23 protein-coding genes and 2 pseudogenes are annotated in these 24,922 nt (G+C 62.5%); 15 read left to right on the top strand and 10 right to left on the bottom strand.

Annotated features, from left to right (window positions below; translation table 11 throughout):
• Positions 1–78 precede the first annotated feature (78 nt).
• The 5 genes from LQ215_RS03815 (at position 79) to LQ215_RS03795 (ending at position 4,697) form a co-directional block, all read left to right on the top strand.
• The gene (locus LQ215_RS03815) at positions 79–513 is read left to right on the top strand and encodes a response regulator (protein ID WP_230147480.1); all 435 of its coding nucleotides are present in this window, start codon (positions 79–81) and stop codon (positions 511–513) included.
• Positions 514–627: 114 nt separating this feature from the next.
• Positions 628–1,242, top strand: coding sequence for a response regulator transcription factor (locus tag LQ215_RS03810; RefSeq protein WP_230147479.1), 615 nt, complete (start codon positions 628–630; stop codon positions 1,240–1,242).
• A 226-nt stretch (positions 1,243–1,468) separates the two neighbouring features.
• A complete protein-coding gene (locus LQ215_RS03805; protein WP_230147478.1) occupies positions 1,469–2,335 on the top strand; it encodes a pirin family protein in 867 nt (288 codons plus the stop codon).
• 192 nt (positions 2,336–2,527) lie between these two features.
• The gene (locus tag LQ215_RS03800) at positions 2,528–3,970 is read left to right on the top strand and encodes a mechanosensitive ion channel family protein (RefSeq protein ID WP_230147477.1); all 1,443 of its coding nucleotides are present in this window, start codon (positions 2,528–2,530) and stop codon (positions 3,968–3,970) included.
• A gap of 286 nt (positions 3,971–4,256) precedes the next feature.
• A complete protein-coding gene (locus LQ215_RS03795) occupies positions 4,257–4,697 on the top strand; it encodes a carboxymuconolactone decarboxylase family protein (RefSeq protein WP_230147476.1) in 441 nt (146 codons plus the stop codon).
• 59 nt (positions 4,698–4,756) lie between these two features.
• Here the strand turns inward: LQ215_RS03795 and LQ215_RS03790 are convergent, their stop codons facing one another.
• The gene (locus LQ215_RS03790; protein WP_230147475.1) at positions 4,757–5,908 is read right to left on the bottom strand and encodes an MFS transporter; all 1,152 of its coding nucleotides are present in this window, start codon (positions 5,906–5,908) and stop codon (positions 4,757–4,759) included.
• A gap of 169 nt (positions 5,909–6,077) precedes the next feature.
• On the opposite strand from LQ215_RS03790, the gene LQ215_RS03785 reads away from it, so the two are divergent.
• Positions 6,078–7,070 (top strand): diaminopimelate epimerase, encoded by a 993-nt coding sequence (locus LQ215_RS03785; protein WP_230147474.1) that lies wholly within the window; start codon positions 6,078–6,080, stop codon positions 7,068–7,070.
• A gap of 215 nt (positions 7,071–7,285) precedes the next feature.
• Here LQ215_RS03785 and codA read toward each other — a convergent pair whose 3' ends face one another.
• From codA to LQ215_RS03760, 5 genes are all read right to left on the bottom strand, one after another.
• Positions 7,286–8,533 (bottom strand): cytosine deaminase, encoded by a 1,248-nt coding sequence (codA, locus tag LQ215_RS03780; protein ID WP_230147473.1) that lies wholly within the window; start codon positions 8,531–8,533, stop codon positions 7,286–7,288.
• Between the two features lie 12 nt (positions 8,534–8,545).
• Positions 8,546–9,817, bottom strand: a complete 1,272-nt coding sequence (gene codB / locus LQ215_RS03775; RefSeq protein WP_230147472.1) for a cytosine permease — start codon at positions 9,815–9,817, stop codon at positions 8,546–8,548.
• Positions 9,818–10,098: 281 nt separating this feature from the next.
• A complete protein-coding gene (locus tag LQ215_RS03770) occupies positions 10,099–10,929 on the bottom strand; it encodes an alpha/beta fold hydrolase (RefSeq protein ID WP_230147471.1) in 831 nt (276 codons plus the stop codon).
• A gap of 245 nt (positions 10,930–11,174) precedes the next feature.
• Entirely contained in the window at positions 11,175–11,531 is a 357-nt protein-coding gene (gene queD, locus LQ215_RS03765) for a 6-carboxytetrahydropterin synthase QueD (RefSeq protein WP_003203918.1), read from the bottom strand.
• Positions 11,532–11,613: 82 nt separating this feature from the next.
• Complete coding sequence (locus LQ215_RS03760) at positions 11,614–12,693, bottom strand: patatin-like phospholipase family protein (RefSeq protein WP_230147470.1); 1,080 nt, start codon at positions 12,691–12,693, stop codon at positions 11,614–11,616.
• Positions 12,694–12,921: 228 nt separating this feature from the next.
• Here LQ215_RS03760 and LQ215_RS03755 point away from each other — a divergent pair, with 228 nt between their 5' ends.
• The 7 genes and pseudogenes from LQ215_RS03755 to LQ215_RS29650 all read left to right on the top strand — a co-directional run bounded on the left by LQ215_RS03755 (position 12,922) and on the right by LQ215_RS29650 (position 18,952).
• Positions 12,922–13,230 (top strand): PepSY domain-containing protein, encoded by a 309-nt coding sequence (locus tag LQ215_RS03755; RefSeq protein WP_230147469.1) that lies wholly within the window; start codon positions 12,922–12,924, stop codon positions 13,228–13,230.
• Positions 13,230–13,541: a PepSY domain-containing protein gene (locus LQ215_RS03750; protein ID WP_230147468.1), complete on the top strand. Its 312-nt coding sequence runs from the start codon at positions 13,230–13,232 to the stop codon at positions 13,539–13,541. The genes LQ215_RS03755 and LQ215_RS03750 overlap by 1 nt, the downstream gene beginning before the upstream one ends.
• Positions 13,541–14,209: a response regulator transcription factor gene (locus tag LQ215_RS03745; protein WP_230147467.1), complete on the top strand. Its 669-nt coding sequence runs from the start codon at positions 13,541–13,543 to the stop codon at positions 14,207–14,209. The genes LQ215_RS03750 and LQ215_RS03745 overlap by 1 nt, the downstream gene beginning before the upstream one ends.
• Entirely contained in the window at positions 14,206–15,519 is a 1,314-nt protein-coding gene (locus LQ215_RS03740; protein WP_230147466.1) for a sensor histidine kinase, read from the top strand. The genes LQ215_RS03745 and LQ215_RS03740 overlap by 4 nt, the downstream gene beginning before the upstream one ends.
• A gap of 236 nt (positions 15,520–15,755) precedes the next feature.
• On the top strand, positions 15,756–17,072 hold the full coding sequence (locus LQ215_RS03735) for a Na+/H+ antiporter family protein (protein ID WP_230147492.1): 1,317 nt from the start codon (positions 15,756–15,758) through the stop codon (positions 17,070–17,072).
• Between the two features lie 44 nt (positions 17,073–17,116).
• Positions 17,117–18,094, top strand: a pseudogene (locus LQ215_RS29655) (cache domain-containing protein); the annotation flags it as partial.
• A 36-nt stretch (positions 18,095–18,130) separates the two neighbouring features.
• Positions 18,131–18,952, top strand: a complete 822-nt coding sequence (locus LQ215_RS29650) for a methyl-accepting chemotaxis protein (protein ID WP_436839556.1) — start codon at positions 18,131–18,133, stop codon at positions 18,950–18,952.
• Positions 18,953–19,195: 243 nt separating this feature from the next.
• Here LQ215_RS29650 and trhP read toward each other — a convergent pair whose 3' ends face one another.
• Complete coding sequence (gene trhP / locus LQ215_RS03725) at positions 19,196–20,521, bottom strand: prephenate-dependent tRNA uridine(34) hydroxylase TrhP (RefSeq protein WP_230147464.1); 1,326 nt, start codon at positions 20,519–20,521, stop codon at positions 19,196–19,198.
• A gap of 148 nt (positions 20,522–20,669) precedes the next feature.
• On the opposite strand from trhP, the gene LQ215_RS03720 reads away from it, so the two are divergent.
• On the top strand, positions 20,670–21,731 hold the full coding sequence (locus tag LQ215_RS03720; protein ID WP_230147463.1) for an AI-2E family transporter: 1,062 nt from the start codon (positions 20,670–20,672) through the stop codon (positions 21,729–21,731).
• Here LQ215_RS03720 and LQ215_RS03715 read toward each other — a convergent pair.
• The 3 genes from LQ215_RS03715 to LQ215_RS03705 all read right to left on the bottom strand — a co-directional run bounded on the left by LQ215_RS03715 (position 21,728) and on the right by LQ215_RS03705 (position 23,937).
• Positions 21,728–21,910, bottom strand: a complete 183-nt coding sequence (locus LQ215_RS03715) for a hypothetical protein (RefSeq protein ID WP_003203898.1) — start codon at positions 21,908–21,910, stop codon at positions 21,728–21,730. The two genes, LQ215_RS03720 and LQ215_RS03715, sit on opposite strands and share 4 nt — an antisense overlap.
• A gap of 89 nt (positions 21,911–21,999) precedes the next feature.
• A complete protein-coding gene (locus LQ215_RS03710) occupies positions 22,000–22,194 on the bottom strand; it encodes a hypothetical protein (protein ID WP_003203896.1) in 195 nt (64 codons plus the stop codon).
• Positions 22,195–22,437: 243 nt separating this feature from the next.
• Positions 22,438–23,937 (bottom strand): PLP-dependent aminotransferase family protein, encoded by a 1,500-nt coding sequence (locus tag LQ215_RS03705; protein WP_230147462.1) that lies wholly within the window; start codon positions 23,935–23,937, stop codon positions 22,438–22,440.
• Positions 23,938–24,034: 97 nt separating this feature from the next.
• On the opposite strand from LQ215_RS03705, the pseudogene LQ215_RS03700 reads away from it, so the two are divergent.
• Positions 24,035–24,855 (top strand): annotated as a pseudogene (locus LQ215_RS03700) (YggS family pyridoxal phosphate-dependent enzyme).
• Positions 24,856–24,922 lie beyond the last annotated feature (67 nt).

Raw genomic sequence — 24,922 nt, 5'->3', positions numbered from 1 at the left:
AACGCTTCCTCTAGCCTGACGACCCTTAATGTTCTTGAGCCGGTTTCTACCTGGCGCGTTGCTATTGGAAAGCTTGCCATGCCGAACAAAGCACTCCGTATCCTGATTGCCGACCCACACCATGCTCATCGAATCGTGCTGGAGCGCCTGTTCAATCAACAGGGCTATTTCCGGATTGTCCCCGTGAGCCATGTGCAAGAGCTGCTGACGCTGGTGGAGTATGGCAGCGAGCCGTTCGACCTGATCGTCGTCAATGCCGGGCTGGCAAGCGGGGCGCTGAACCTGCACGATTTTGTGGTCTATAACCCACAGGTTCGCCATGGGATGATTTACAACGCACAACCGGCCAGTGTGTCGCCGGTGCCGGACGCGCGCCGATCGAACATGCACCTGAACCAGGCGCCACTGCCAGACCTTGCCTCCCTGCGGCGCCTGATGGAACAGGTCGATCCTCAAACCAGTGAGTCGCTGCAACCGTGGACCCGTGCCCTCAGACAGGGCCATGGACGCTGAGAGAGACCGTTGGTCTGTACTGTCGGATCTGACAGGTGTCAGGTCCTGGCGCTTGTGCAAGAGTCCGGTGCAGTCATGGCGCCTGTGCCGTTTGTAATGACCTGGGGAATTGCCTTGAAAGACGTATTGATCGTGGATGACCACCCTGTCATACGAGGGGCGCTGCGGCTTATTTGCCAGAATGAGGCGTTCACCCACATCCGGGACGCCAGCGGCGCGGCCGATGCCAGGGCCCTCATCAAGAAGCGCGTGCCAGACCTGGTGATCCTGGACCTGGTGATGAACGGTTTCGATGGCCTGGACCTGCTGGTCTGGATCATGGCCCAGTTCCCTGAGTGCAGCGTGCTGGTGTTCACTTCCCAAGATGCGCAGCACTTCTGCAACCGCTGCATCTCGGCCGGGGCTCGCGGCTTTGTGACCAAGAAAAGCGACCTCAAGGAGCTGACCAAGGCCATCCATGCCTTGAAGTCCGGTTATGCCTATTTTCCGCAGATGTCCGTCAGGCTGGATTTTCAGCAGCGCAGCGAACACCAGGCGCTGGAAAGCCTTTCCACCCGCGAGTTGTCCATCCTGCGGATGCTGGCAATGGGCATGCGCGGCAAGGACATCGCCGAAAGCCTGTTCCTGAGCCCAAAAACCGTCAGCACCTACAAGACTCGCCTGTTGGAAAAGCTTGGCCTGCAATCCTTGGTGGGACTGTCGGAGTTTGCCAAGCGCAATCACCTCTAACTGAATTGACCCCAAACCTGTGGGAGCGAGCTTGCTCGCGATAGCGGTCTGCCCGTCGATGCATCTTCGGCTGATACACCGCTATCGCGAGCAAGCTCGCTCCCACAGTTTTCCAGTCGTTCTTTAAATAGAACGCTAAAGCCGGTTTTTGCCGTCTAGTGCTGAAAAGGTGTCGGTTCTAAGCTGTGTCCATTGAATCGCAGCAGCTGATTTTTGGAGACACAGCATGAAAAACATTATCGGCCTCTACACCAGCCCACGGCCTCATTGGGTTGGCGATGGCTTCCAGGTTCGCACGCTGTTTTCCTACGACAACCTGGGCAAGCACGTCAGCCCGTTCCTGCTGCTGGACCACGCCGCGCCCACTGAATTCACGCCCACCACCGAGCGTCGTGGCGTCGGCCAGCACCCGCATCGCGGGTTCGAAACCGTGACCATCGTCTACCAGGGCGAACTGGAGCACCGTGATTCCACCGGCAGCGGCGGCAAGATCGGTCCCGGCGACGTGCAATGGATGACCGCCGCGTCCGGCATCATCCACGAAGAGTTCCACTCCGAAGCCTTCGCCCGCCAGGGCGGGTTCATGGAGATGGTCCAGCTGTGGGTCAACCTGCCCGCCAAGGACAAGATGGCCCCGGCCGGCTACCAGACGATTCTCAAGGGCGACATTCCGAACATCGCCCTGAAGGACAACGCCGGCAGCCTGCGCCTGATCGCCGGGCACTTCGAAGGGCACCAAGGCCCCGCCAGGACTTTCACCCCTATCGATGTCTGGGACATCCGCTTGAATGCCGGGAAAAACCTCATCCTTGACCTGCACGAAGGCCACAACACCGCCTTGGTGGTATTGCGAGGCTCGGTCCAGGCCAATGGTCGCGAACGGGTCGAGGCCGGGCAAATGGCCCTGTTCGACCGGGCTGGCGACCAATTGAGCCTGCAAGCCAATAACGACGCGGTGGTGCTGTTGCTCAGTGGTGAGCCGATCGACGAACCCATCGTCGGCCATGGTCCGTTCGTGATGAACAGCGAGCAGCAAATCCACCAGGCCTTCAATGATTTCCACTCCGGGCGTTTTGGTCGGATGGACGATTGACGCGAAACAACAGCCGCCCAGAAACCAGTGTGGGAGCGAGCTTGCTCGCGATAGCGGTAGGACATTCAATGATGGGTTGACTGTCAGACCGCCATCGCGAGCAGGCTCGCTCCCACATGGGATCAGTGGGGAACTCTACAGCGTGGTCATTCTGTGCCAATCTTCGCCAACCGCCTTCCTGGAGCTGTCCCGATGCTGTCTCTGATCTCCGAGCACCCGCTGCTCTGTGCCCTGGCGCTGTTGGTGCTCGATCTACTGATATGGCGCCTGGTCAGTGCGGATCGGACCTATTGGAAAATCGGCGCAAGGCTGGTGATTTTTTCGCTGTTCAGCGTGCTGCTGTTCAACGAAGGCCTCAACCCAATGGTCCCGGCGCAGTGGGTCGAGGATGTGCCGCGGCAGCTGGCCGCGACCGGTTTGCAGATCGCCTGGTGGCTGTTCGCCGCGCGAACCCTGACGGTGCTGATCGGCGCGGCGATGATGCAACGGGTCGGCCATACCGGGCGGTTGCTGCAGGATTTGCTCGGCGCGGTGATTTTCCTGATCGCCGTCATCGCCGCAATGGCCTACGTGCTGGATTTGCCGGTCAAAGGCGTGCTGGCGACGTCCGGCGCGGTGGCGATCATCGTCGGCCTGGCCTTGCAGAGCACCCTCAGCGATGTGTTCTCCGGGATCGTGCTCAACACCACCAAGCCTTATCAGCTCGATGACTGGATTTCCATCGACGGCACCGAAGGCCGGGTCACTGACATCGATTGGCGGGCCACGCGCTTGCAGACTGCCCAGGGCAGCATGGCGGTGATTCCCAACTCGTTGGCGGCAAAAGCCAAGGTCATCAACTTCAGTCGACCCAGCGACGTCCATGGCTTGTCCATCAGCATCCAGGTCAGCCCTCACGCGCGTCCACAAACGGTGATCGACGCGTTGGAGCGGGCCATGATCGGCTGTCGCTCGTTGCTCGCCACCCCGGCCCCCAGCGTCGCCCTCAAGAGCAGCGGCAGTGGCGGGGCGGAGTACGAAATCAGCGGGTTTGTCGCCTCCATGGCCCAGAAACGCACGGTACGCAACCAGTTGTTCGACCTGGCGTTCCGGCATTTGCAGGCGTCGGGCGTGAGCCTGTTGTCCACCACTGAAAGTGCGGCGCCCCAGGCGCTGTCGCGCCCCCGGGCCTTGCTGGAAAGCTCGAACATTTTCTCCACCTTGCGCCAGGACGAGAAAGACACCTTCAGCCAGAACATGACCTTGCAAACCTTCCGTGCGGGTGACGTGATCCTGGCGGCCGGGGAGGTCAGCGATCATCTGTTCATCATCGAGTCCGGGGTGGTCAGCGTGACCCTCATGCGCAACGGCCAGCCACTGGAGGGCGGGCGCATGGGGCCGGGGGAGGTGATCGGCGAAGCCGGGATCGTCGCCGAGCAGGCAGCGCTGGCGAATTTTTCCGCCAAGACGTTTTGCACCCTGTACCGCATCGAGAACAGCTACCTCAAGCCTTGCCTAGAGGCCCGTCGCGACATTAACGACGCGATGAAAAACCTGCTGGACGTACGCATGCATCTTGCCCAGAACCTGACCCGCGAAACCCCCAAGCCGGTCGCCAAGAAACGCTTCCTGCAATGGCTGCGCCGCCGGGCCTGACTGAAGTGCTCATGGCCCCTGTGGCGAGGGAGCTTGCTCCCGCTGGGTGGCGCAGCCGCCCCAAAATGGCCTGACACCACTTTCCAGGCGGACCGCATCGGTTAGGTTACGACTGCTTCGCAGCCGAGCGGGAGCAAGCTCCCTCGCCACAGAGGAGCCGCTCTCCCTTCCATAGGTTGTTCCCACCGCCTGCCATTGGCCACCCGAACTTCCCAACAATTGGCTATTTGTACCGCGCCATTGCACGGCTAACGTAGCGCCACACCCAATTGTTCTGGAGTTCACCATGCAACCGCGTACCGATTTCTACACCGCATCCCCTGACGCTTTCAAAGCCATGCTGGCCCTGGAAACTGCCGTCTCGAAGCTGGGCCTGGAGAAGTCCCTGCTGGAGCTGGTCAAGCTGCGCTCCTCGCAAATCAATGGCTGCGCTTTCTGCATCGACATGCACACCGCCGATGCCCGCAAGGACGGCGAGACTGAACGTCGGCTGTACGCCGTGACGGCCTGGCGTGAAGCGCCGTTCTTCACCGGCCGTGAGCGCGCCGCACTGGCCTGGACCGAAGCCCTGACCCGCCTGAGCGACACCCACGCGCCAGACGCCGACTACGCCCTGTTGAGCGAACATTTCAACCCCAAGGAAATGGTCGACCTGACTGTGGCGATCAACGCCATCAATGGTTGGAACCGCTTGGCGGTGGGCTTTCGCAAGATGCCTGAAGCGTAATCAGAAGCAAAGATATCTGTGGGAGCAAGCCTTGCTCCCACCAGAGGCTATGGGGGGCCTCAGACCTTCAACACTTTGCCACTGGCCGCCACCGCCACCAGCGATATCGCAATCAACCCAAAGGCAATGCTCAGGTTGCTGCCATGGGCGACGAAGCCGATCAGCGCCGGACCGGCAAGGATGCCGGCATAGCCGATGGTGGTGATGGCCGGAACCGCGATGGCCTCTGGCATCAAGGTCTGTTTGCCGACGGCGGTGTACAGCACCGGCACGATGTTCGAACACCCGGCACCCACCAACGCATAGCCCAGCAGCGCGGCTTGCCACATCGGTGCGAGGGTCGCCAACAGGAACCCGGCTGCCGCGATCGATCCGCCATAGATGATCACGCGTTTGGCCCCCAGGCGATGCACCACTGAATCGCCGGTCAGCCGGCCGACGGTCATGGTCAGCGCGAAGGCGGCATAACCGAGCCCGGCATAAGCGGTATCCACCGCGCGTTCGGTGGTCAGGAACACGGCGCTCCAGTCCAGCACCGCGCCTTCGGCCAGGAACACGATGAAACACAGGATGCCGATAAACAGCACCACGCCGTGGGGAATGGCGAACGCTGGTCCCGAGCTTTCGCTGCCGTAGGGCAGCAGGTGCGGCGCAGCCTTGAACAACGCCACCAGCAGCACCCCATTGACCACCAGCGTCGCCCCCAGCGGCGAAAGCCCCAGGCCAAGCAGGGCACTCACACCCGCCGCGCCAATGATCCCGCCGAGGCTGAACATGCCGTGGAAACCCGACATCATGGTCTTGCCGCTGGCCCGCTCGACGATCACCGCTTGCAGGTTCACGGTCGAGTCCACGGTGCCGAGCCCGGCGCCAAACAGGAACAAGGCGGCCACCAGCCAGGGCAGGGAGGTCATCGTCGCCAGCAACGGCAACGCCAGGCAGATCAGAATCGTGCCGCCGCTGAGCACCCGTCGGCAGCCGAACCGCGCCGCCAGCGCGCCGGAAATCGGCATCGCCAGGATCGACCCGACCCCCAGGCACAACAGCAGCAACCCGAGGGTGCCTTCATCCAGGTTCGCCCGTACCTTGGCGTAAGGCACCAGCGGCGCCCAGGCGGCGATGCCGATGCCGGCGATGAGATAGGCGATGCGGGTGGACATCTGTTCCAGGCGTCCGGGGATAAAGGTGGGCGGGGGTGTAATGGCAGTCATGAAACGTCCTTGGCTGTCGTGCGGTGCGGTGGTGCAGGCAGGGGCCTATGCTTGCATATCCACTGACCGCACCGCGAGCCCAAGGTGCCGGCCAGCGTGCGGGCTTTGCTCCCGCAGCCTTTGCCAGCATAAAGTACCGGCCCCTGTTGGCTGATTCCGAGTCTGGTCCATGACGCAGTTTTATGATGCACGCGGCAATATTTATGGCGTCGTTTCACCGCAACAGGTACGTGACCGCGGCATTGACCTGCCGCCGTCAGCCGCCCACGCAGCATGCGCACGCGAATCGTGGGCTACGGCTGCCGTGCACGCGTTTTGCGCCTGGGCACCGGATGAGGCGCCGCCGGACGCCAAGGCCCATCGCAGTGACGGCCTGTTGATCGGCCCGTTCCAGAGCGAACCGCCTTTTGATCTGTTGATCGTCAACACCGACGGCACCCTGGCCGAGCGCAGCGGCAACGGCCTGACGATTTTTTCCCAGGCGTTGCAAGCGCAGGGCTTGATGCCGGGCGCGGGAGAGTGTGTGCTGCAGGTTCATCACGACAAACCCGACGGCGTGTCACCGCTGCCAACCTCGGTTCGTGCCGCTGAATTCGACGGCGTCCAAGGCTTCTGGCTGGACCTGGGCAAACCGCTGTTCGGAGCCCAGGCCGTGGATGCCCAAGGTGTGGGGAGCGTGATGTTCAACCTGCGTGATGTCAGCCGTGTGCCAGCGCTCCATGCGTTGAACCCAGCGTGGGGCCACAGCCAGTTCGTGAACATTGGCAATCCTCATTGCGTGACGCTGGTGGCCGGTGCCGAAGGGTTGCCGAGTAATTCGCAGATGCGTGCTACAGCGCTGTCGCAAAGCTTGGTTCGCATCGCCTATGCCGCACCGAGTGGCGCCGGGCAGCCATGTCCCAGCGGGATAAATCTGCAATGGGCCAGACTGGAAGCCGAGGGGCGAATCGCGGCCCGGGTGTTTGAGCGGGGCGAAGGGCCCACGGCTTCCTCGGGTACCAGCGCCAGTGCCGTGGCCAGTGCGGCGTGGCGGGTGGGTTGGGTGCAGGCGGGAGCCGTGAGTGTCGTGATGCCGGGGGGGACTGCGCCGATTTTGCTGGAAGAAGAGGCGGGTGAATTGGTGCGGGTCAGGTTGTTTGGGACGGCGCGGTCTGTGCCCTAGAGCTTTCTGGACGTTTTGTGGCGCGGCTGATGCCGCTATCGCGAGCAAGCTCGCTCCCACAGGGGATCTTCAGTGGATAGAAATGTTGTATCCGACGCAGATCTATTGTGGGAGCGAGCTTGCTCGCGATAGCGGCGGGTCAGTCACATCCATATCAACGGGTAGACCGCCATCGTCGGAACGCCGCCCGGAGCAAGCCCGCTCCCACAGGAAAATCAGCCTGGCTGCTGCGCAAACTCCACCACCGGCATCTGGCGCTTCATCAGCACTTCACCGTTGCGAATCGAATAGAGCGGCAAGCCCTGGCTGCGGATCACTTCGTAGTCACTGTCCGCCGACAGGATCAGCAGGTTCGCCGGGCGCCCGGGTTCCAGCCCGTAGCGCTCGCCCAGGTTCAGGGCCTTGGCGCTGTTGTCGGTGACCAGGTCCAGGGCGCTTTGCAGGTTGCGGTAGCCGAGCATGTGGCAGATATGCAGCCCGGCTTCCAGCACCCGCAGGATGTTGCCGTTGCCCAGCGGGTACCACGGGTCGACGATGGAGTCCTGGCCGAAGCACACGTTCATCCCGGCTTCGAGCAGTTCATTGACCCGGGTGACACCACGGCGTTTGGGGAAGTTATCGAAGCGCCCTTGCAGGTGAATGCTTTCGGTCGGGCAAGAGACAAAGCTGATGCCCGAGTGCCCGAGCAGGCGGAACAGCTTGGCGCAGTAGGCGTTGTCATAGGAGCCCATGGCCGTGGTGTGGCTGGCGGTGACGCGCGCGCCCATGTCGCGGCTGCGGGCTTCTTCGGCGAGCACTTCGAGGAAACGTGAGTGCGGGTCGTCGGTTTCGTCGCAATGCACGTCCACCAGGCAGCCAGTACGCTCGGCCAGGTCCATGAGGAATTTCACCGAGCTGACGCCCTGGTCGCGGGTGTACTCGAAGTGAGGAATGCCGCCCACCACGTCGGCGCCCATGCGGATCGCTTCTTCCATCAGCTCACGGCCATTGCGGTAGGACTCGATGCCTTCCTGGGGAAACGCGACGATCTGCATGTCGATCAGGTGACGACTTTCCTCGCGCACTTGCAGCAGTGCCTTGAGTGCCGTGAGCTCGGGGTCGGTCACGTCGACGTGGGTGCGCACATGCTGGATGCCATGGGCGGCGAGGGTCTGGATGGTTTTCTTGGCACGGGTGCTGGTGTCTTCCTCGGTGATGGTGGCCTTGCGTTCGCCCCAGCACTCGATGCCTTCGAACAGCGTGCCGCTCATGTTCCAGCGCGGTTCGCCGGCTGTGAGGGTCGCGTCCAGGTGAATGTGCGGTTCGACGAAGGGCGGGACCACCAGGTTGCCGCCGGCATCGAGGTCTTCCGGGCCGAGGCTGGGGGCCTCGGTCTGGCGAGCGATGCTGGCGATCAGGCCGTTTTCCAGGTGCAGTTCATGCAAGCCTTCACGGTTGCGCAGACGGGCGTTGATGATGTGCATCAGGCGAATCCTTTAGAGGTCTTGTAGGGGAGCGTCAGCGGCGCGAGTACCCATTACGCTGATCAATAGCACATACGTTAGCGCGCCGGCAGCGATTCCTACCAGTGGCGCGACCCATGGCGAATTGAATGCCGCGACGGTGCCAACCCCATAGGCCAACAGCCCGGGCCAGTTGAACGCCGGCAGTTGCGCCTCGGCCAGGCGCGGGTAACGACCACGCCAACGGAAGAAGAAGTCGGCCATGATCACCCCGCCAATGGGTGGAATCACCGTGCCCAGCAGGATCAGGTACGGCACCAGCAGGTCGTACATGCCCAACAGCGCGAGCAGCGTGCCGATCACCGCGCCACCCAGGGTCACGGCCTTGCGCCGGCGGGTGCGCAGCAGGTTGCAACCGGCCACGGCGAAATTGTAGATGGTGTTGTCCTGGGTGCTCCAGATGTTGAGCAGCAGCATGGCCATCGCCGCCATGGCGAAGCCTTGCAGCAGCAATACTTCGACCACGTCCGGTTGTTGATAGACGATGGCCCCGTAGGCACCGATCAGCACCATCAGGCCGTTACCGATGAAGAAGCCGATCAGGCTCGCCAGCACCGCGACTTTCGCCGAGCGGGAGAACCGCGTCCAGTTGGTCGCCTGGGTCGCGCCGCTGACGAAAGTGCCGAACACCAGCGTGATGGCGGTGGACCGGTCGAGGCTGCCCGTCGGCACCACCGCCAGCAAACCATCGAGGCCGCCGACCTTCACTGTCGCGACCCACATCGACAGCATCAGCAGCAACATCATCGCCGGTACGGCAATGTAGGAGAGGATTTCCAGCCCGCGATAGCCGATATAGGCCGTGGCACAGAAGCCCAGGCCGAACAGCACCATCAACCCGAGCACGGTGCCCTCGCTTAATTGGAAATACTTGCCCAGCACCACCGCGGCGGTCGCCGTGCCCCAGGCGTACCAGCCGATCTGCGTGAGCCCCAGGATCAAGTCACTGAGCTTGCTGCCCACCTCGCCGAAACAGAAGCGGCCCATCAACACCGAATTGAGCCCGCTCTTGAAGGCGATGTAGCCCAGGCCAGCGGCATAGAGCCCCAGCAGCAAATTGCCGATGACGATGATCGTGAGCATTTCGGCAAAACCGAACGCCACCCCCAGCTTGCCGCCGGCAAACATGGTGGCGGTGAAAAAGGTGAAACCCAGCAGCACCATGGCCGTGGAGGCCAGGCCTTTGCGAGCGTGCATCGGGACTTCGCTCAAGGGGTAGTCGTTGCCCGGGTCGTTCTGAGTCATGTGGCGGTCCTTGCGGAAGAGGGATGTCGCAAGCGTGCAGCGGCCGTGCCAAGCGAGTGATCGCGAGGTTATTTATAGACAATCCTTGGGATTGGGTGGGCGAAGGGGGCGAAAGCGGTGCGACTGTGATTCAAGTTGGAACACAGCTCTCATTGCCGATGATCCAGCCCCCCTGTGGGAGCGAGCTTGCTCGCGATAGCGGTAGCTCAGTCAAGATTGATGGTGACTGATACACCCTCATCGCGAGCAAGCTCGCTCCCACTGGGGGAATGCAGTGTTTTTCAGGTCGGGGAACGCAACGCCAGGAACCGCAACACCGCCGCGACGATGGCCTCCGGCGCATCTTCCTGGACCAGGTGCCCGGCGTTCGGAACAGGGTGCAACTGTGCCCCTGGAATCAGCCGGTGCAGGGCACGACCGCGCTCGATGGGGATCCATTGGTCATCCTCGCCCCACAGTATCTGGGTCGGGCAGCGCACGGTCGGGTACAAGCCCTCGACCTCGCGCGTGTAACGCTCGTCCATCTGTGCAATCTGCCGGTAGAACGCCGCCTGGCCCGGCTCGCCAAGCCATGGCTGCACGTAGGGCGCCAGTTCCGCGTCCGGGATGTCCCGCTTGATCGCGCCGCGGATATAGGTCGGCACGATCGCCCGCTGGATGTAGTCGGGCAGGCCGCTGAAGGCAGCTTCATGCTGGCGTACATGCTGCACAAAGGGTGAACCCCAGGGCGAGAGGGCCACCGGGTCGATCAGGGTCAGGCTGCGGTAGTCCTTGCCATCGAGCAGGTGCGTGCGCAGGGCTGTGGCGCCGCCAAAGTCATGGGCCACCACGTCCGGGCAATCCAGGCGCCAGTGCTCCAGCAGTTGTGCGAACACCTGGTTCTGTACGCCGAGGGACACATCGGCATCCGGTTGCGCGGACTGGCCATACCCCAGCAGGTCGAAGTAATGCACCGTGTGGGTGGCAAAGAACAGCGGGGCGATGCGGTGCCACACGTAGGAAGAGAAGGGCGTGCCGTGGACAAACACCAGCGGCGGGCCATCGCCGTGGATGGCGTAGCGGATGGGGTGTCCGTTGAAGTCGTAAACCTGATCCAGCGGCCAGTGGGTCATGCTCGATATTCCCCTGAAAATGGTTCGGGGTAGAGCATAGGCCAATGCCAATTACTGGGTAAAAACACCTTTGTGGCGAGGGAGCTTGCTCCCGCTAGGCTGCGAAGCAGCCCCTCCAATAGGCGCCACTCAATCCACCTGCAACACCGTACCACCAGGTTTCAGGGCCGCTTCGCGCCCCAGCGGGAGCAAGCTCCCTCGCCACAGAGGCCCCCTGTCACAGAAGGCTCCCAGCAGTGCCTGTTTTATTCGCCGTGGTAAATGCAACCGCTGGTGCAGGTCTCATGGATGCGAATGGCGCTGAGTTCCGGCAGCAATGGCTTCAATTCATTCCAGATCCACTTGGCCAGGACTTCGCTGGTGGGGTTTTCCAGGCCAGGAATGTCGTTGAGGTAGTTGTGGTCCAGGCGCTCGTAGAGCGGTTTGAAGATCGCCTTGATTTCCGAGAAGTCGCGAATCCAGCCCGTGTGCGGGTCGATGTCGCCGCTCAGGTGGATCGCCACCTTGAACGAGTGGCCGTGAAGGCGGCCGCACTTATGGCCGTCCGGCACGTGGGGCAGGCGGTGGGCGGACTCGAAGGTAAACTCTTTGAAAATTTCCACAGGTTCGGGCTCTTTAGATATCGGTCGCGAGGCAGGCGGCGCAGTTTATCAGTTTGATAACGGCGTTGCGCGACCGTGCTGACTAAAGGGTCAGCAAACGCTCGCCCAACCGGCCGTTGGCCGTCAGTTCCAGGAACTCATCACCGAGCCGGCGGCTCTCGTCCATCGCCGTGCGCCAGTACTGGCGGCGGCTCGGGTCATCGCCCATGAAACGCTTGAAGTCGTTGCGATCCGGCAGTTTGCCGTAGGGCAGGCGCGCCAGGTATTCACGGGACGGCGCCAGCAGCAGCACGTCTTGCAGGCGGTCGACGTTGCCCCGCCGCCACGGCAGGCCCTTGTCGAACCAGCCGGGAATGACCCGGTCGGTGAAGTGCGGGTACAGCACGATGTCCTCGCCGCTGTACGGCAGGTCGAGGTGGTAGTCCAGCAAACCGCCGTCGCGGAAGGTGCCGGCCCCGGCCCCGGGCAGGTCGCGCACGCCTTCCATGACCATCGGGATCGAGCCCGAGGCCAACAGGGCCTGGCGCAGGTTGCCGGCGGCCAGCGGAACAAAGCGCGACGGAAAGTCATTCAACGGATGCAGGGGCGGGGCCAGGCGCGGGTCATGGATGATCAGCCGTTCGAAATGCCGCGACAGCCGCGCCCGGCCGCGCAGGTTGTCGGCGATCACCGACGACAAGCCCAGGCCCAGCCGGCCGCGATGATCCTGGGCCAGCAGGCCGTGGCTCTTGACCACCATGATGTTGAGCCGGTATCGCGGGTTATCGAGGATCGAAGCGTCGCGGCCGTCGAGCAAATCATCGAGCATGCGTTGCGAACTCTGGCTGACCCCGGCCATGGTCACGCCTTTGGCGAAGCTTTGTTCGTTGTACAAGGTGCCCAGGCGCCGGATGCCCTCGGCGGCGTCCGGCAGGCAGGCGCTGGCGAAGCGCCAGGCACCCACCGAGGCCCCGATCAGCGAGCGCTCCCGGGGCGCGGCGGGCAGCCATTGGCCGAACAGCGCCAGGTCCAATCCCTGGATGCCCAATGCCTTCGGACCACCGGCTGCGCCCGGCAGGATGCCGACGTCGGCGGCGTTCAAGCCGGCCTGGCGAATCCGTCCGAACGCACGCGGGCCGGCCTTGAGGGTGAGGGCGGGGAACTTGATGTGAATGGCGGTCATACCGGCCTCGAATACGGGTAAGCAGCTGATTATAACGACACACAACCCTGTGGGAGCGAGCTCGCTCGCGATGGCGGTGGAACTGTCACTTCAATGCCTGCTGACAGACTGCTATCGCGAGCAAGCTCGCTCCCACATTGATGTGGGTTCCATGATGGCGATTCAGTTTCAGTTAAGTTCATCCCGATACAGTCCCCCCCGGTAAAGATTATAAGAAGGAGATAACCCATGAACCGCCTGACTGCCTTTTTCATCGCGACCCTCATGGCATTCGGTACCCACCTGGTTCACGCACGAGACCTGAACACGGACGAAGCCCGCAAACTTCAAGACGCTGGTACCATCCTGTCCTTTGAAAAACTTAACGCTGCTGCCCTGGCCAAACATCCAGACGCCACCGTGACCGATACCGAGCTGGAAGTGGAATACGGCAAGTACATTTACAAGGTGGACCTGCGCGATGCCAAGGGTATCAAGTGGGACGTTGAACTCGACGCCACCAACGGCGAGGAACTCAAGAATCAGCAGGATACGTAATGAAGCTTAATCTGCGCGCCCGCAGCCGATGGGCGCTGGCGCTGCTGGCATTCTGTTCGCTGGCCATGGCCCGGGACCTGGATCAGGACGAGGCCCTGCAACTGCGCCAGCAGGGTGTGATCTTGCCGCTGGAGCAACTGCTGCAACAGGCGCTGGACCTGCACCCTGGCGCCAAACTGCTGGAAGCCGAGTTGGAGGAGAAACACGGCGTCTATATTTATGAGGTCGAGCTGCTGGATACCGAGGGCGTCGTGCGCGAATTGGACCTGGAGGCCGCGACCGGCCGCTTACTCAAAGATAAGGAAGACTGATGCGCCTGCTTCTGGTGGAAGATCACGTGCCCCTGGCTGACGAACTGATGGCCGGGCTTGCTCGCCAGGGTTACGCCGTCGACTGGCTCGCCGATGGTCGCGACGCGGTGTATCAGGGCAGCAGCGAACCCTATGACCTGATCATCCTCGATCTTGGCTTGCCGGGCGTGCCGGGACTCGACGTGCTGGCCCAATGGCGTGCCGGCGGCCTGAGCACGCCGGTGCTGATCCTCACCGCCCGCGGGTCCTGGGCCGAGCGCATCGAAGGCCTCAAGGCCGGGGCCGACGATTACCTGACCAAACCCTTTCATCCTGAAGAGCTGCAGTTGCGGATCCAGGCGTTGCTGCGCCGCTCCCACGGCCAGGTCAACCAACCGACGCTGCAATCGGCGGGGCTGCACCTGGATGAGGGCCGCCAATGCGTGATTCGTGACGGTGCGGAGATTCAGCTGACCGCCGCCGAATTCCGCCTGCTGCGCTATTTCATGCTGCACCCCGAGCAAATCCTTTCCAAAAGCCATCTCGCCGAACACCTGTATGACGGTGAGACTGAGCGCGATTCCAACGTGCTGGAGGTCCACGTCAATCACCTGCGGCGCAAGCTGGGACGCAGCGTGATCGAAACCCGTCGCGGCCAGGGTTACCTGTTCGGCGGGCAGGCGCAGTGAGATCCATCCAGCGGCGCCTGAGCCTGGGGCTGATCGGTGTGATGGTGGTGGTCGGCCTGGTCCTGGCACAGACCACTCTGTGGCTGTTCGAGCTGGGCTTGCAGCGTTACCTGGAAGCCGGGCTGCGCAACGACAGTGAGAACCTGCTGGTGGCCCTGGTGCGCGGCCCGCAGGGGCTGCAACTGGATGAGCGGCGCCTGTCGCCGGCCTATCAGCGGCCGTTTTCCGGGCACTATTTCCGCATCGATTTTGCCGACGTGCACTGGCGCTCCCGTTCCCTGTGGGACCAGGAATTGCCGCGGCTCGACCACCCGGGCCTGCACAGCAACCTGCAACTGGGGCCGGAGGGCCAGAAGCTGTTGGTGCTGCGCACCGACTATCGACGGCTGGGCCAGTCGATTTCCATCAGCGTGGCCCAGGACTACACGCCGGTGCGCGACAGTTTCCGTCGAATGCAGCAGATCGGCCTGGGTCTCGGGTTGGCGGGGCTGCTGTTGATTCTGTTGCTGCAGCGCATCACCGTGCGCCGTGCGTTGCGTCCGCTGGACCGGGCACGGGAACAGATAGCCCAGTTGCAGCGTGGCCAGCGTTCGCAACTCGACGAACAGGTGCCACGGGAGCTGGAACCGCTGGTGGCGCAAATCAACCATCTGCTGGCCCACACCGAAGACAGCCTCAAGCGTTCGCGCAACGCCCTGGGCAACCTTGGCCATGCCTTGAAGACCCCGCTGGCGGTGCTGCAAAGCCTGGCGTCGAACGAGAAGCTCGACCCGTATCCCGAGCTGCGCAAACTATTGCTCGGGCAACTGGAACAGGTCCGCCAGCGCCTGAACCGGGAGCTCAATCGCGCTCGCCTGTCCGGCGATGCCTTGCCTGGCGCGCACCTGGACTGCGACGCGGAGCTGCCGGGGTTGCTGGACACGCTGAACATGATCCACGGCGAACATTTGCAACTGAGCTACGTCGCCCCGCCAGGCCTGCACCTGCCCTGGGACCGTGAAGACCTGCTGGAATTGCTGGGCAACCTGCTGGACAACGCCTGCAAATGGGCCGACGCCGAGGTGCGCCTGACCATGACCGAGGCCGCCGAGGGGTTCAGCCTGGCCGTGGAGGACGATGGCCCGGGCATTCCCAAGGATCGCCGCGACCAGGTGTTCAGCCGCGGCACGCGGCTGGATGAACAGACCGATGGGCACGGCCTGGGCCTGGGCATCGTGCGGGACATCGTCGACACCTGGGGCGGCCTGCTGGCGCTGGATGACAGTGAGTGGGGCGGCTTGAAGGTGGTGATCGAATTGCCCAAGCGCTGAAGTCCACCCCCCTGTGGGAGCGAGCTTGCTCGCGATAGCGGTCTGACAGTCCATGCATCATTGCCTGATACACCGCCATCGCGAGCAAGCTCGCTCCCACAGGGGGAATGGTGGATGCGGATATTACGAACACCTGAAAACCCGCCCCACGGCCCTTGCAGCTTGCCGCCGCTTGCTGCAAAGTCGCGACCTTTTTGTCCGGTGGCTTTCCATCGCTGTGCTTTGAGGTAATGATGATAAATGCAGTAATTGCCGCGGTTGGCGTCATGCTGGTGCTCAGCCTGGCCCGCGTGCATGTGGTGATCGCGCTGATTGTCGGCGCGTTGGTGGGTGGCCTGACGGGTGGCCTGGGAATCGAGGCGACGCTCAAGGCGTTCAACGCCGGCCTGGGGGGCGGTGCGACGGTGGCGTTATCCTACGCCTTGCTCGGTGCCTTCGCCGTGGCGATTGCCAAGTCCGGCATGGCCCATGCCCTGGCGGACAAAGCCCTGGCCCTGGTGGATCGCCAGGATGCCGCGGGTGGCTCGGGCGTCAAATGGGTGCTGATCGGTCTGCTGGGGACGGTCGCGGTCGCCTCCCAGAACATTTTGCCGATCCACATCGCCTTCATTCCGCTGCTGGTGCCGCCGCTGCTCTATGTGCTGACCAAGTTGCAGTTGGACCGCCGGTTGATCGCCTGCGTCATGACCTTCGGCCTGATCACGCCCTACATGTTCCTGCCGGTGGGCTTCGGCAATATCTTCCTCAACGAGATCCTGCTGGCCAACATCGCCCGCAGCGGTGTGGACGTCAGCGGCATCAACGTCACCCATGCCATGGGCATTCCGGCGCTGGGCATGGTGTTCGGCCTGGCGCTGTCGTTTTTTACCTACCGCAAGAAGCGCGTCTACGACCTGAAGCAAATTGCCCGGGTCGAGCAAGTGGCGGTGCGCTACAACCCGCTGAGCCTGATGGTGGCCGGGTGTGCGGTGGCGGCGGCATTCGCGGTGCAACTGCTGGTGGACTCGATGATCATCGGCGCCCTGGTCGGGTTCCTGATTTTCTCGCTGTCGGGGGTGGTGCGCTGGCGCGAGACTGACGACCTGTTCACCGAAGGCATGAAGATGATGGCGATGATCGGCTTCATCATGATCGCGGCCTCAGGTTTTGCCGAAGTGATGAAGGCCACCGGTGAAGTCCAGAGCCTGGTGCAAACCTCGGCGGCCTGGATTGGCCACAACAAGGGCGTCGGCGCGCTGATTATGTTGCTGGTGGGGCTGCTGGTGACCATGGGCATCGGCTCGTCGTTTTCCACGGTGCCAATCCTGGCGACGATTTTCGTGCCGCTGTGCCTGCAACTGGGCTTCAGCCCGCTGGCGATCGTCTGCATCGTCGGCACGGCCGGCGCCCTGGGCGATGCCGGCTCGCCCGCCTCGGACTCGACCCTGGGCCCGACCTCGGGCCTGAACATCGACGGCCAGCACCATCACATCTGGGACACCGTGGTCCCAACCTTCATCCACTACAACCTGCCGCTGCTGGTGTTTGGTTGGGTGGCGGCGATGGTCTTGTAACCCAAGACCGAGTCGCCTTCATCGCGAGCAGGCTCGCTCCCACAATGGAATGCGTTCCCCTGTGGGAGCGAGCCTGCTCGCGAAGGGGGCCCCCAAATCCAACCCTTCTCTTAGACCCTGTTCACCTTGTCCTACAGTTTTGCCGCGCGGTGCCGTTAATACAGCTAACCACGCCAATAACACCTACAAGAGTGAACAGCATGCGCCTGAGCCTGAAGGCTAAAGTCCTGTCCCTTGCGATACTGCCGGTATTGCTGTCCGCCGTGATCATCAGCCTGACCACGGCTTTCATTCTGCAGGAACAGGCCGTCAAAGAGGTCCAGCAAACCCGCGAGCGCCTGCTCAGCGAGGCCAAGGCTACGCTGCAGAACTATGTGGCGGTGGGCCTGACCGCCATCAAGCCGCTCTACGATGCCGCCGCGCCTGGCGATAACGAGGCACGTGCCCAGGCGATCAAGCTGCTGTCGAATATCAGCTACGGCAAGGACGGCTATTTCTTCGGCTACGACTCCGAGACCATTCGTCTGTTCAAGGCCAACAGCCCCGATGGCGTGGGCAAGAGTTTCAAGGACAACCGCGACCCGAACGGTGTCTACGTCAACCGCGACCTGGTGAAAGTCGCCAAGGACGGGACGCATTACCTGGAATACAGCTCGCCGCTGCCCGGCAGCAAAGACCTGGTGCCCAAGCTCGGCTACACCGACTACCTATCCAAGTGGGACCTGGCGGTCGGCAGCTCGGTCAACCTGGACGGCATCGAAGCCCAGGTGGCGTTGGTGGAGGCCAAGGTCCACGATCGCCTGCAAGGTGTGATCTTGAGCATCGTCGGGATCGCCACGGTGGTGTTGCTGGTGATTGCGGTGGTGGGCCTGGTGCTCGCCAACACGATCCTGCGTCCCCTGCACCTGATGAAGGACAACCTCGACGACATCGCCGCGGGCGAGGGTGACTTGACCCGTCGGTTGACCATCACCAGCCAGGACGAGCTGGGCCAACTGGCCGGTTCGTTCAACCGCTTCGTCGACAAGATCCACGGCCTGGTGCGGCAGATCACCGACATGACCTCACAACTGACCGGGCTGGTGACGCAAGTTTCCGAGCAGGCCCAGCGTTCCGAGCTGGCCATGGAGCGCCAGCGCCACGAAACCGATCAGGTCGCCACGGCGATCAACGAGATGTCCTCGGCGGCCCAGGAAGTCGCCCGCAGCGCCCAGGGCGCCGCCGTCGCGGCCCAGCAGACCGACGAAGAAGGGCAATCGGCCAAGCGCGTGGTGGCCGGCAGCATCCAGCAGATTCATGCGTTGGTGAACGATATCCGCAGCAGCGGCGTGTCCCTGGACAGCCTGCAGCAGGACGTGGCCTCGATTGTCAGCGTGCTCGGGGTGATTCGTTCGATTGCCGAGCAGACCAACCTGCTGGCCCTCAACGCCGCCATCGAGGCCGCGCGTGCCGGCGAGGCGGGGCGTGGATTTGCGGTGGTGGCCGATGAAGTGCGGGCCCTGGCCAGCCGAACCCAGCAGAGCACCCAGGAAATCCAGGGCATGATCGACCGCTTGCAATCGGGCACCCACGCAGCGGTGGAAGCGATGCGCCGTTCCAGTGAGGCCGGCGACGGCACCTCGGAACGGGCCAACGAGGCGGGCGCCTCCCTGGACACCATGGCGCAACTGATCGGCACCATCAACTCGATGAACGCCCAGATCGCCAGCGCAGCCGAAGAACAGACCGCGGTGGCCGAGGAAATCAACCGCAGCGTGCATCAGATCGCCGTGGCCGTGGACAGCGTCGCCGACGAAACCCAACTCGGCGCCCAGACCTCCCGCAGCCTGGCCGACCTGGGCCAGCGCCTGGGCAAGCTGGTCGGGCAGTTCCGAATCTGATCCCGTCGCGGCAGGAGCTGCCGAAGGCTGCGATCTTTTGCTCTCGATCCAGATGTTTTCACCTGGGCAACCGGGTCTTATCGAGAAAGAAGGATCGCAGCCTTCGGCAGTTCTTGCCGTGCTTCACAGGTGCAAACCGCTACAAAACCCTGTGGGAGCGAGCTTGCTCGCGATAGCGTTGGATCAGCCAACATTCATTTGGCAGACGCACCGCCATCGCGAGCAAGCTCGCTCCCACAGGGGCTATGGCTCGCGCACATCGCGCATCAACAACCCAAACCGCAGATCCACCGCATCCGGAATCGGCACGTAGACCACGTGTCCATCCCCCGGTGCTACCTCGATGCCCTGGCCTTTGACGTTCTGCAACTGATGCAGGTCGAAGTGAAAATTGCCCTTGGGGGTCATCAATTCCATGTGGTCGCCCAGGCCAAAGCGGTTCTTCACCCGCACTTCGGCCAGGCGTTCACGCCGTTCGCCGGTCAGTTCGCCGACGAACTGCTGGCGCTCCGATACCGAGCTGCCGTTCTGGTAGTTCTGATACTCATCATGCACATGGCGCCTTAGAAAACCTTCGGTGTAGCCGCGCTGGGCCAGGGACTCCAGGTCGGTCATCAGGCTGCGATCGAATTCCCGGCCGGCCACCGCGTCATCGATGGCTCGGCGATACACCTGGGTGGTGCGCGCGCAATAGAAGTGCGACTTGGTCCGCCCTTCGATCTTCAGCGAATGCACGCCCATGCGCGCCAGGCGCTCGACGTGCTGCACGGCTCGCAGGTCCTTGGCATTCATGATGTAGGTGCCGTGCTCGTCCTCGAAGGCCGGCATGGATTCTCCCGGGCGGTTGGCTTCCTGAAGCAAAAACACCTGGTCGGTGGGCGCGCCAAGGCCCAGGGTCGGCTCGGGTTGATAGGTCTGCACAATGTCGCCCACAGCGTTTTCCACCGCCGGTTGCGCCGAATATTTCCAGCGACAGGCATTGGTGCAACTGCCCTGGTTGGCGTCGCGCTTGTTCAAGTAGCCGGACAGCAGGCAGCGTCCGGAATAGGCCATGCACAGCGCGCCGTGGACGAACACTTCCAGCTCCATGGCCGGCACCTGCTCGCGGATCTCGGCGATTTCCTCCAGGGACAGTTCCCTGGAAAGGATGATCCGACTCAAGCCCTGCTGCTGCCAGAACTCGACGCTCGCCCAGTTCACCGTGTTGGCCTGCACCGACAGGTGAATCGGCATCTGGGGGAAATGCCGGCGCACCAGCATGATCAGCCCCGGGTCGGACATGATCAGCGCGTCCGGCGCCATGGCGATCACCGGTTCGAGGTCCTTGAGGAAGGTGCGCAGCTTGGCGTTGTGCGGGGCGATGTTCACCACCACATAGAAGCGCTTGCCCATGGCCTGGGCCTCGGCAATACCCAAGGCCAGGTTCTCATGGTCGAATTCGTTGTTGCGCACCCGCAGGCTGTAGCGCGGCTGGCCGGCATACACCGCATCGGCACCGTAGGCGAAGGCATAGCGCATGTTTTTCAGGGTGCCGGCGGGGGCCAGCAGTTCGGGGGCGGCGAGGGTCATGATGGCGTCGGATCGCAAAAGGCGGCGAGGGTAGCCCATGCTCGGCCAGGCGTTATTGATCTGGATCAAAGGCACAGGGCAAACGCGAAGGCACTCCGGCGCGTCCTGGCTGACTAATGTGTATCCCGCCTTTGGACATGGAAAGCTGATGAATCGAAAGTTGCTGCAAAACAAAGCCCAGATGTTGCTCCTGGTGCTGGTCACCATCGCCTTCATCTGGATTCTGCTGCCGTTTTACGGCGCGGTGTTCTGGGCGGTGATCTTGGGCATCGTCTTTGCGCCGATGCAGCGTCGCTTGCAGTTGAAGTTCGGCTGGCACCGCAATGTCACTTCGCTGTTCACGCTGAGCATCTGTGTGGTCAGCGCGATCTTGCCAGTGATCATCATCAGTACGTTGTTGGTCCAGGAAGGCGCGGCGTTGTACAAGAGCCTGGAAAGCGGAGAACTGGACATTGCCGATTACCTGGCCCGCTTCAAGGATGCCTTGCCGCCGTACTTCCAGCACCTGCTGGATCGCTTCGGCCTGGGCAACCTGAACGGCTTGCGCGACAAGATCGTCAAGAGCGCGATGCAGGGCAGCGAGTTCTTCGCCACCCAAGCCTTCAGTTTCGGCCAGGGGACCTTTCAGTTCCTGGTCAGCTTCTTCGTGATGATCTACCTGCTGTTCTTCTTTCTGCGCGACGGCGCGGAGCTGGTGCGCAAGGTGCGCACGGCCATTCCCTTGGCCGAACACCAGAAGCGCCGCCTGCAGTTGAAGTTCAATCGGGTGGTGCGGGCCACGGTGAAAGGCAACCTGCTGGTCGCCATCAGCCAAGGTGCGCTGGGTGGGCTGATCTTCTGGATCCTGGGGATTCCAACGGTGTTGCCCTGGGCGGTGCTGATGGCGTTCCTGTCGTTATTGCCGGCGGTGGGGGCGGGCCTCGTCTGGGCGCCAGTGGCGGTGTATTTCCTGCTCTCGGGGGCGATCTGGCAGGGCGTGGTACTGACGCTGTTCGGGGTGTTCGTGATCGGCCTGGTGGACAATTTCCTGAGGCCGATCCTGGTGGGCAAGGACACCAAGATGCCCGACTACATGGTGTTGGTCTCGACGTTGGGCGGGCTGGCGGTGTTCGGGCTCAATGGCTTCGTGATCGGGCCGCTGATCGCCGCGCTGTTCATGTCGTGTTGGGCCCTGTTCGTCGAAACCACGCCGCGGGTGCAGTTGCCTTAGGCGCTCAGCAGGTACGGGCCGATACGTTGCGACAGGGCCTGGGCGGCGGGCAGTGAAGTCAGCGGGCCGCTGATGGTCACGCCGTCCTGCACCAGATACCAGCAGGCCAGCAATCCGAGTTCCCGGAGTGGGGCGGGGACGGCGCTGCCAATGACAGACATGATTTGAACCTTGGGCATGGGAAACCTCCATCAATCGATGGGGTTACCTTACGACTCAGTGGGGGTAACGAAAAATCAACCGGCTCAATAGTAGGAATCGATGCCGCTCAATCGACGACCAGATCGAGCATGTGCACCACTTCCTGCTCATTGAGCAGACCCTTGCGCACCAGGTTTTCCGCCAGCAGGGAAAGGAACTTGGCGCTGCGGTGGCCTTCCAGTTGCTTGAGTTCGGTCAGCACGTTGTACACCTTGCTGGAAGTGCACAGGCCGACGATACGATGAGGGTTTTGTGTGGGCATACCTTCGTCCTTGTTTTTATGAAGCTGTTGTTGGCGGACAGAGCCAGTTTGCGGCCCGGTCATGACGCACACGTGACAGCTTGGGTTGTTGGAAAAAAAGCAAGCAGGATCCGGACCATAATGCCTTTTTGGCGCCGGATTATTGTTCCGGCAGCGACCTCGGCCAGGCATATATGGCCATCGAAGTGCTTTTTTACCGACAAAAAAGGGATGCGTTTTGAGCGTCGAACGCCATGTGTCGGTCTATTTTTTGCTCAGCGCGTTGGCCAGCCGCCGCATGGCCGCTTCGATTTCATGGGCGGTCAAGGACGAGTACCCCAACAGCCAACCTTGTTTCTTTTCGTCGCCGGCGTACAGCCGGCTGAGGCCGGGCAGCTGCACGCCCGCACTGGCCGCTTGGCGGAGGGTCTTTTCCTCCGACCAGCCATCGGCCAGCAGGCAGGGAATCTGCAGCCCGCCTTGTGGGCGCAAGGCGGTAACGATTCCGTCCAGGTGCTTGCCAATGGCATCGAGCAGGGTGGTACGGCGTCCGGCGTAGAGTTTGCGCATGGCCCGGACATGGGCATTGTAGTGACCGTCTTCCATGAAGCGAGCCAGGGTCAACTGAAGGATCTGTGGTGTGTGGCCGTCCATGATGCTGCGTGCGTAGGTGAAGGCTTTGACCAGTTCGAAAGGCAGCACCATGTAACCCATCCGCAACCCCGGATAGAGCGTTTTGCTGAAGGTACCGAGATAAATCGTGCGCTGGTATTTGTCCAGGCCCTGCACGCATGCGGTCGGCAGCCCGTCGTAGTGGAACTCGCTGTCGTAATCGTCCTCGATGATCCACCTGCCATGCTCGGCCGCCCAGTTGATCAGCTCGAGTCGGCGTTCCAGCGGCAAGGTTGCCCCGGTGGGGTATTGATGCGAAGGCGTCACATAGACGCAGCTGGCGCCGCTGCGATCTGCCCGTAGCAGGTCGGTGCGTATACCCAGTGCATCGACGTCAATGGGCACGACCTTGGTCTCTGCCGTTTCGAAGGCCTTCCTGGCGCCGTAGTAGCCCGGGTTTTCCAGCAGGATTGGTTTGCCGGCATCCACGAGCAACTGCGCGCACAGAAACAGCGATTGGCGAGTGCTGCTCAACACCAGGATCTGCTCGGGGGAACATTTGGCCCCGCGTTCGAGGTTCAAGTAGGTGGCGATCGCCTTGCGCAGAGGCTCGGCGCCTTGCGGGTCGCCGTGCAGCAGGATGTTACCCCGGTAGTCCTTCATGACCTGGCGTTGCAGGCGTTCCCATAGATCGGTGGGGAAGGTGCGGGTTTCCGGCAGCCCTGTGGCAAAGGCCTTGATGACCTGTTGATCGGCCACGCCACCACTGTCGAAAATCATCCGACCGCGCCGGCTCAAGCCCGATCCTGGCGTCGCCTCGCTGCGCTGGCTGTCTTGCAATTTCCTATGCCGACGCGCAGCCCCGCGCAACTCGGTGCCAACCGTCTCCGATACATAGCTGCCCGAGCCCTCGCGCCGCACGATGAAGCCATCCCGGTGCAATTGCACATAGGCGTTCTCCACCGTGTCACGGGCAACGCCCAGCGTCTTGGCCAAAACCCTGGTTGCCGGCAGCTTCAGGCCTGCGTCAAGGGCGCCATCGAGGATCAGTGCGCGCAGGGCGCGCTGAATCCGCTGATGCAGATCCAGCATCTGAAGTTCGGCATCGTTGAGTCGAATCTTCAGCGTTTCGAGCTCGAAGGTTTTTGCCATGCGGTCTGCTCTATAGGAATAAATTGGCCTGCTTTGGCAGGCCAGTTTATCCGTAGACTCTGTCCATCGCTATTGCCCGCGAAGGAGTCGCCAACCGATGAAAGTCTCTATTGAAGAGGTCACCCCAGCCCTGCACGAGTCCCACGGCCGCTACCCACAGGCCAACAGCGTTGAGGACTTTCGCCGCAATCTGGCGGCAGTGCAGCAGCGCATTTCCAGCGCCTGCCGGCGTGTCGGTCGTGATCCGGCGAGCGTGCGCCTGCTGGCGGTGAGCAAAACCTTTGACGAAGCACAACTTCGCCTGGCCTACGCCGCAGGCTGCCGGCTACTGGGCGAGAACAAGGTGCGGAAGCGCAGCGCAAATGGGAAGCCATGGCTGATCTGGCTGACCTGCAATGGTCGATCATCGGCCACTTGCAAACCAACAAAGTTAAGCAAGTGGCTCGTTTTGCCAGCGAATTCCAAGCGCTGGACAGCCTGCGTGTGGCCGAGGCGCTGGACCGTCGCCTGCAAATCGAGGGACGGCGGATGGATGTGTTCGTCCAGGTCAATACCTCTGGAGAGGTCAGCAAGTACGGCCTGCCACCCGAAGCGGTCGCTGCCTTTTTGCGTGCGCTACCTGCGTTCTCGGCGCTACGCGTGCGCGGGCTGATGACACTGGCACTGTTCTCGGCCGACGTCGCCCGTGTCCGCCCTTGTTTCGTGCGGCTGCGCGAACTGCGCGAGCGCCTGCGCCAGGACGCACCGGCCGGTATCGGGCTGGAGGAGCTGTCCATGGGCATGTCCGGCGATTTCGAAATCGCCATCGAAGAAGGGGCGACCGTGGTACGTGTCGGTCAGGCCATCTTCGGTGCACGCGCCATGCCGGACGCCTATTACTGGCCTACGGCCGATGCCCGGCCAGGCAGTCACGACTAGTCCGAGCCGAAGGAGCCGCTCGGGGCGACTGCTGCCGTCGCTGATCGTCAGGCACTGCGCCCGTCAC

Origin of the sequence: Pseudomonas brassicacearum, from assembly GCF_918698105.1 — a bacterium.
GTDB lineage: Bacteria > Pseudomonadota > Gammaproteobacteria > Pseudomonadales > Pseudomonadaceae > Aquipseudomonas > Aquipseudomonas brassicacearum_F.
Note: the sequence above shows the minus strand (reverse complement) of the source record. Positions and strands in the feature narration are given on the sequence as shown.

Coding starts and splice junctions, on each gene's coding strand:
- LQ215_RS03815 (WP_230147480.1), top strand. CDS start 79: ATGCCGAACAAAGCACTCCGTATCCTGATTGCCGACCCACACCATGCT.
- LQ215_RS03805 (WP_230147478.1), top strand. CDS start 1,469: ATGAAAAACATTATCGGCCTCTACACCAGCCCACGGCCTCATTGGGTT.
- LQ215_RS03800 (WP_230147477.1), top strand. CDS start 2,528: ATGCTGTCTCTGATCTCCGAGCACCCGCTGCTCTGTGCCCTGGCGCTG.
- LQ215_RS03795 (WP_230147476.1), top strand. CDS start 4,257: ATGCAACCGCGTACCGATTTCTACACCGCATCCCCTGACGCTTTCAAA.
- LQ215_RS03790 (WP_230147475.1), bottom strand. CDS start 5,908: ATGACTGCCATTACACCCCCGCCCACCTTTATCCCCGGACGCCTGGAA.
- LQ215_RS03785 (WP_230147474.1), top strand. CDS start 6,078: ATGACGCAGTTTTATGATGCACGCGGCAATATTTATGGCGTCGTTTCA.
- codA (WP_230147473.1), bottom strand. CDS start 8,533: ATGCACATCATCAACGCCCGTCTGCGCAACCGTGAAGGCTTGCATGAA.
- codB (WP_230147472.1), bottom strand. CDS start 9,817: ATGACTCAGAACGACCCGGGCAACGACTACCCCTTGAGCGAAGTCCCG.
- LQ215_RS03770 (WP_230147471.1), bottom strand. CDS start 10,929: ATGACCCACTGGCCGCTGGATCAGGTTTACGACTTCAACGGACACCCC.
- LQ215_RS03760 (WP_230147470.1), bottom strand. CDS start 12,693: ATGACCGCCATTCACATCAAGTTCCCCGCCCTCACCCTCAAGGCCGGC.
- LQ215_RS03755 (WP_230147469.1), top strand. CDS start 12,922: ATGAACCGCCTGACTGCCTTTTTCATCGCGACCCTCATGGCATTCGGT.
- LQ215_RS03750 (WP_230147468.1), top strand. CDS start 13,230: ATGAAGCTTAATCTGCGCGCCCGCAGCCGATGGGCGCTGGCGCTGCTG.
- LQ215_RS03745 (WP_230147467.1), top strand. CDS start 13,541: ATGCGCCTGCTTCTGGTGGAAGATCACGTGCCCCTGGCTGACGAACTG.
- LQ215_RS29650 (WP_436839556.1), top strand. CDS start 18,131: ATGACCTCACAACTGACCGGGCTGGTGACGCAAGTTTCCGAGCAGGCC.
- trhP (WP_230147464.1), bottom strand. CDS start 20,521: ATGACCCTCGCCGCCCCCGAACTGCTGGCCCCCGCCGGCACCCTGAAA.
- LQ215_RS03720 (WP_230147463.1), top strand. CDS start 20,670: ATGAATCGAAAGTTGCTGCAAAACAAAGCCCAGATGTTGCTCCTGGTG.
- LQ215_RS03715 (WP_003203898.1), bottom strand. CDS start 21,910: ATGCCCAAGGTTCAAATCATGTCTGTCATTGGCAGCGCCGTCCCCGCC.
- LQ215_RS03710 (WP_003203896.1), bottom strand. CDS start 22,194: ATGCCCACACAAAACCCTCATCGTATCGTCGGCCTGTGCACTTCCAGC.
- LQ215_RS03705 (WP_230147462.1), bottom strand. CDS start 23,937: ATGGCAAAAACCTTCGAGCTCGAAACGCTGAAGATTCGACTCAACGAT.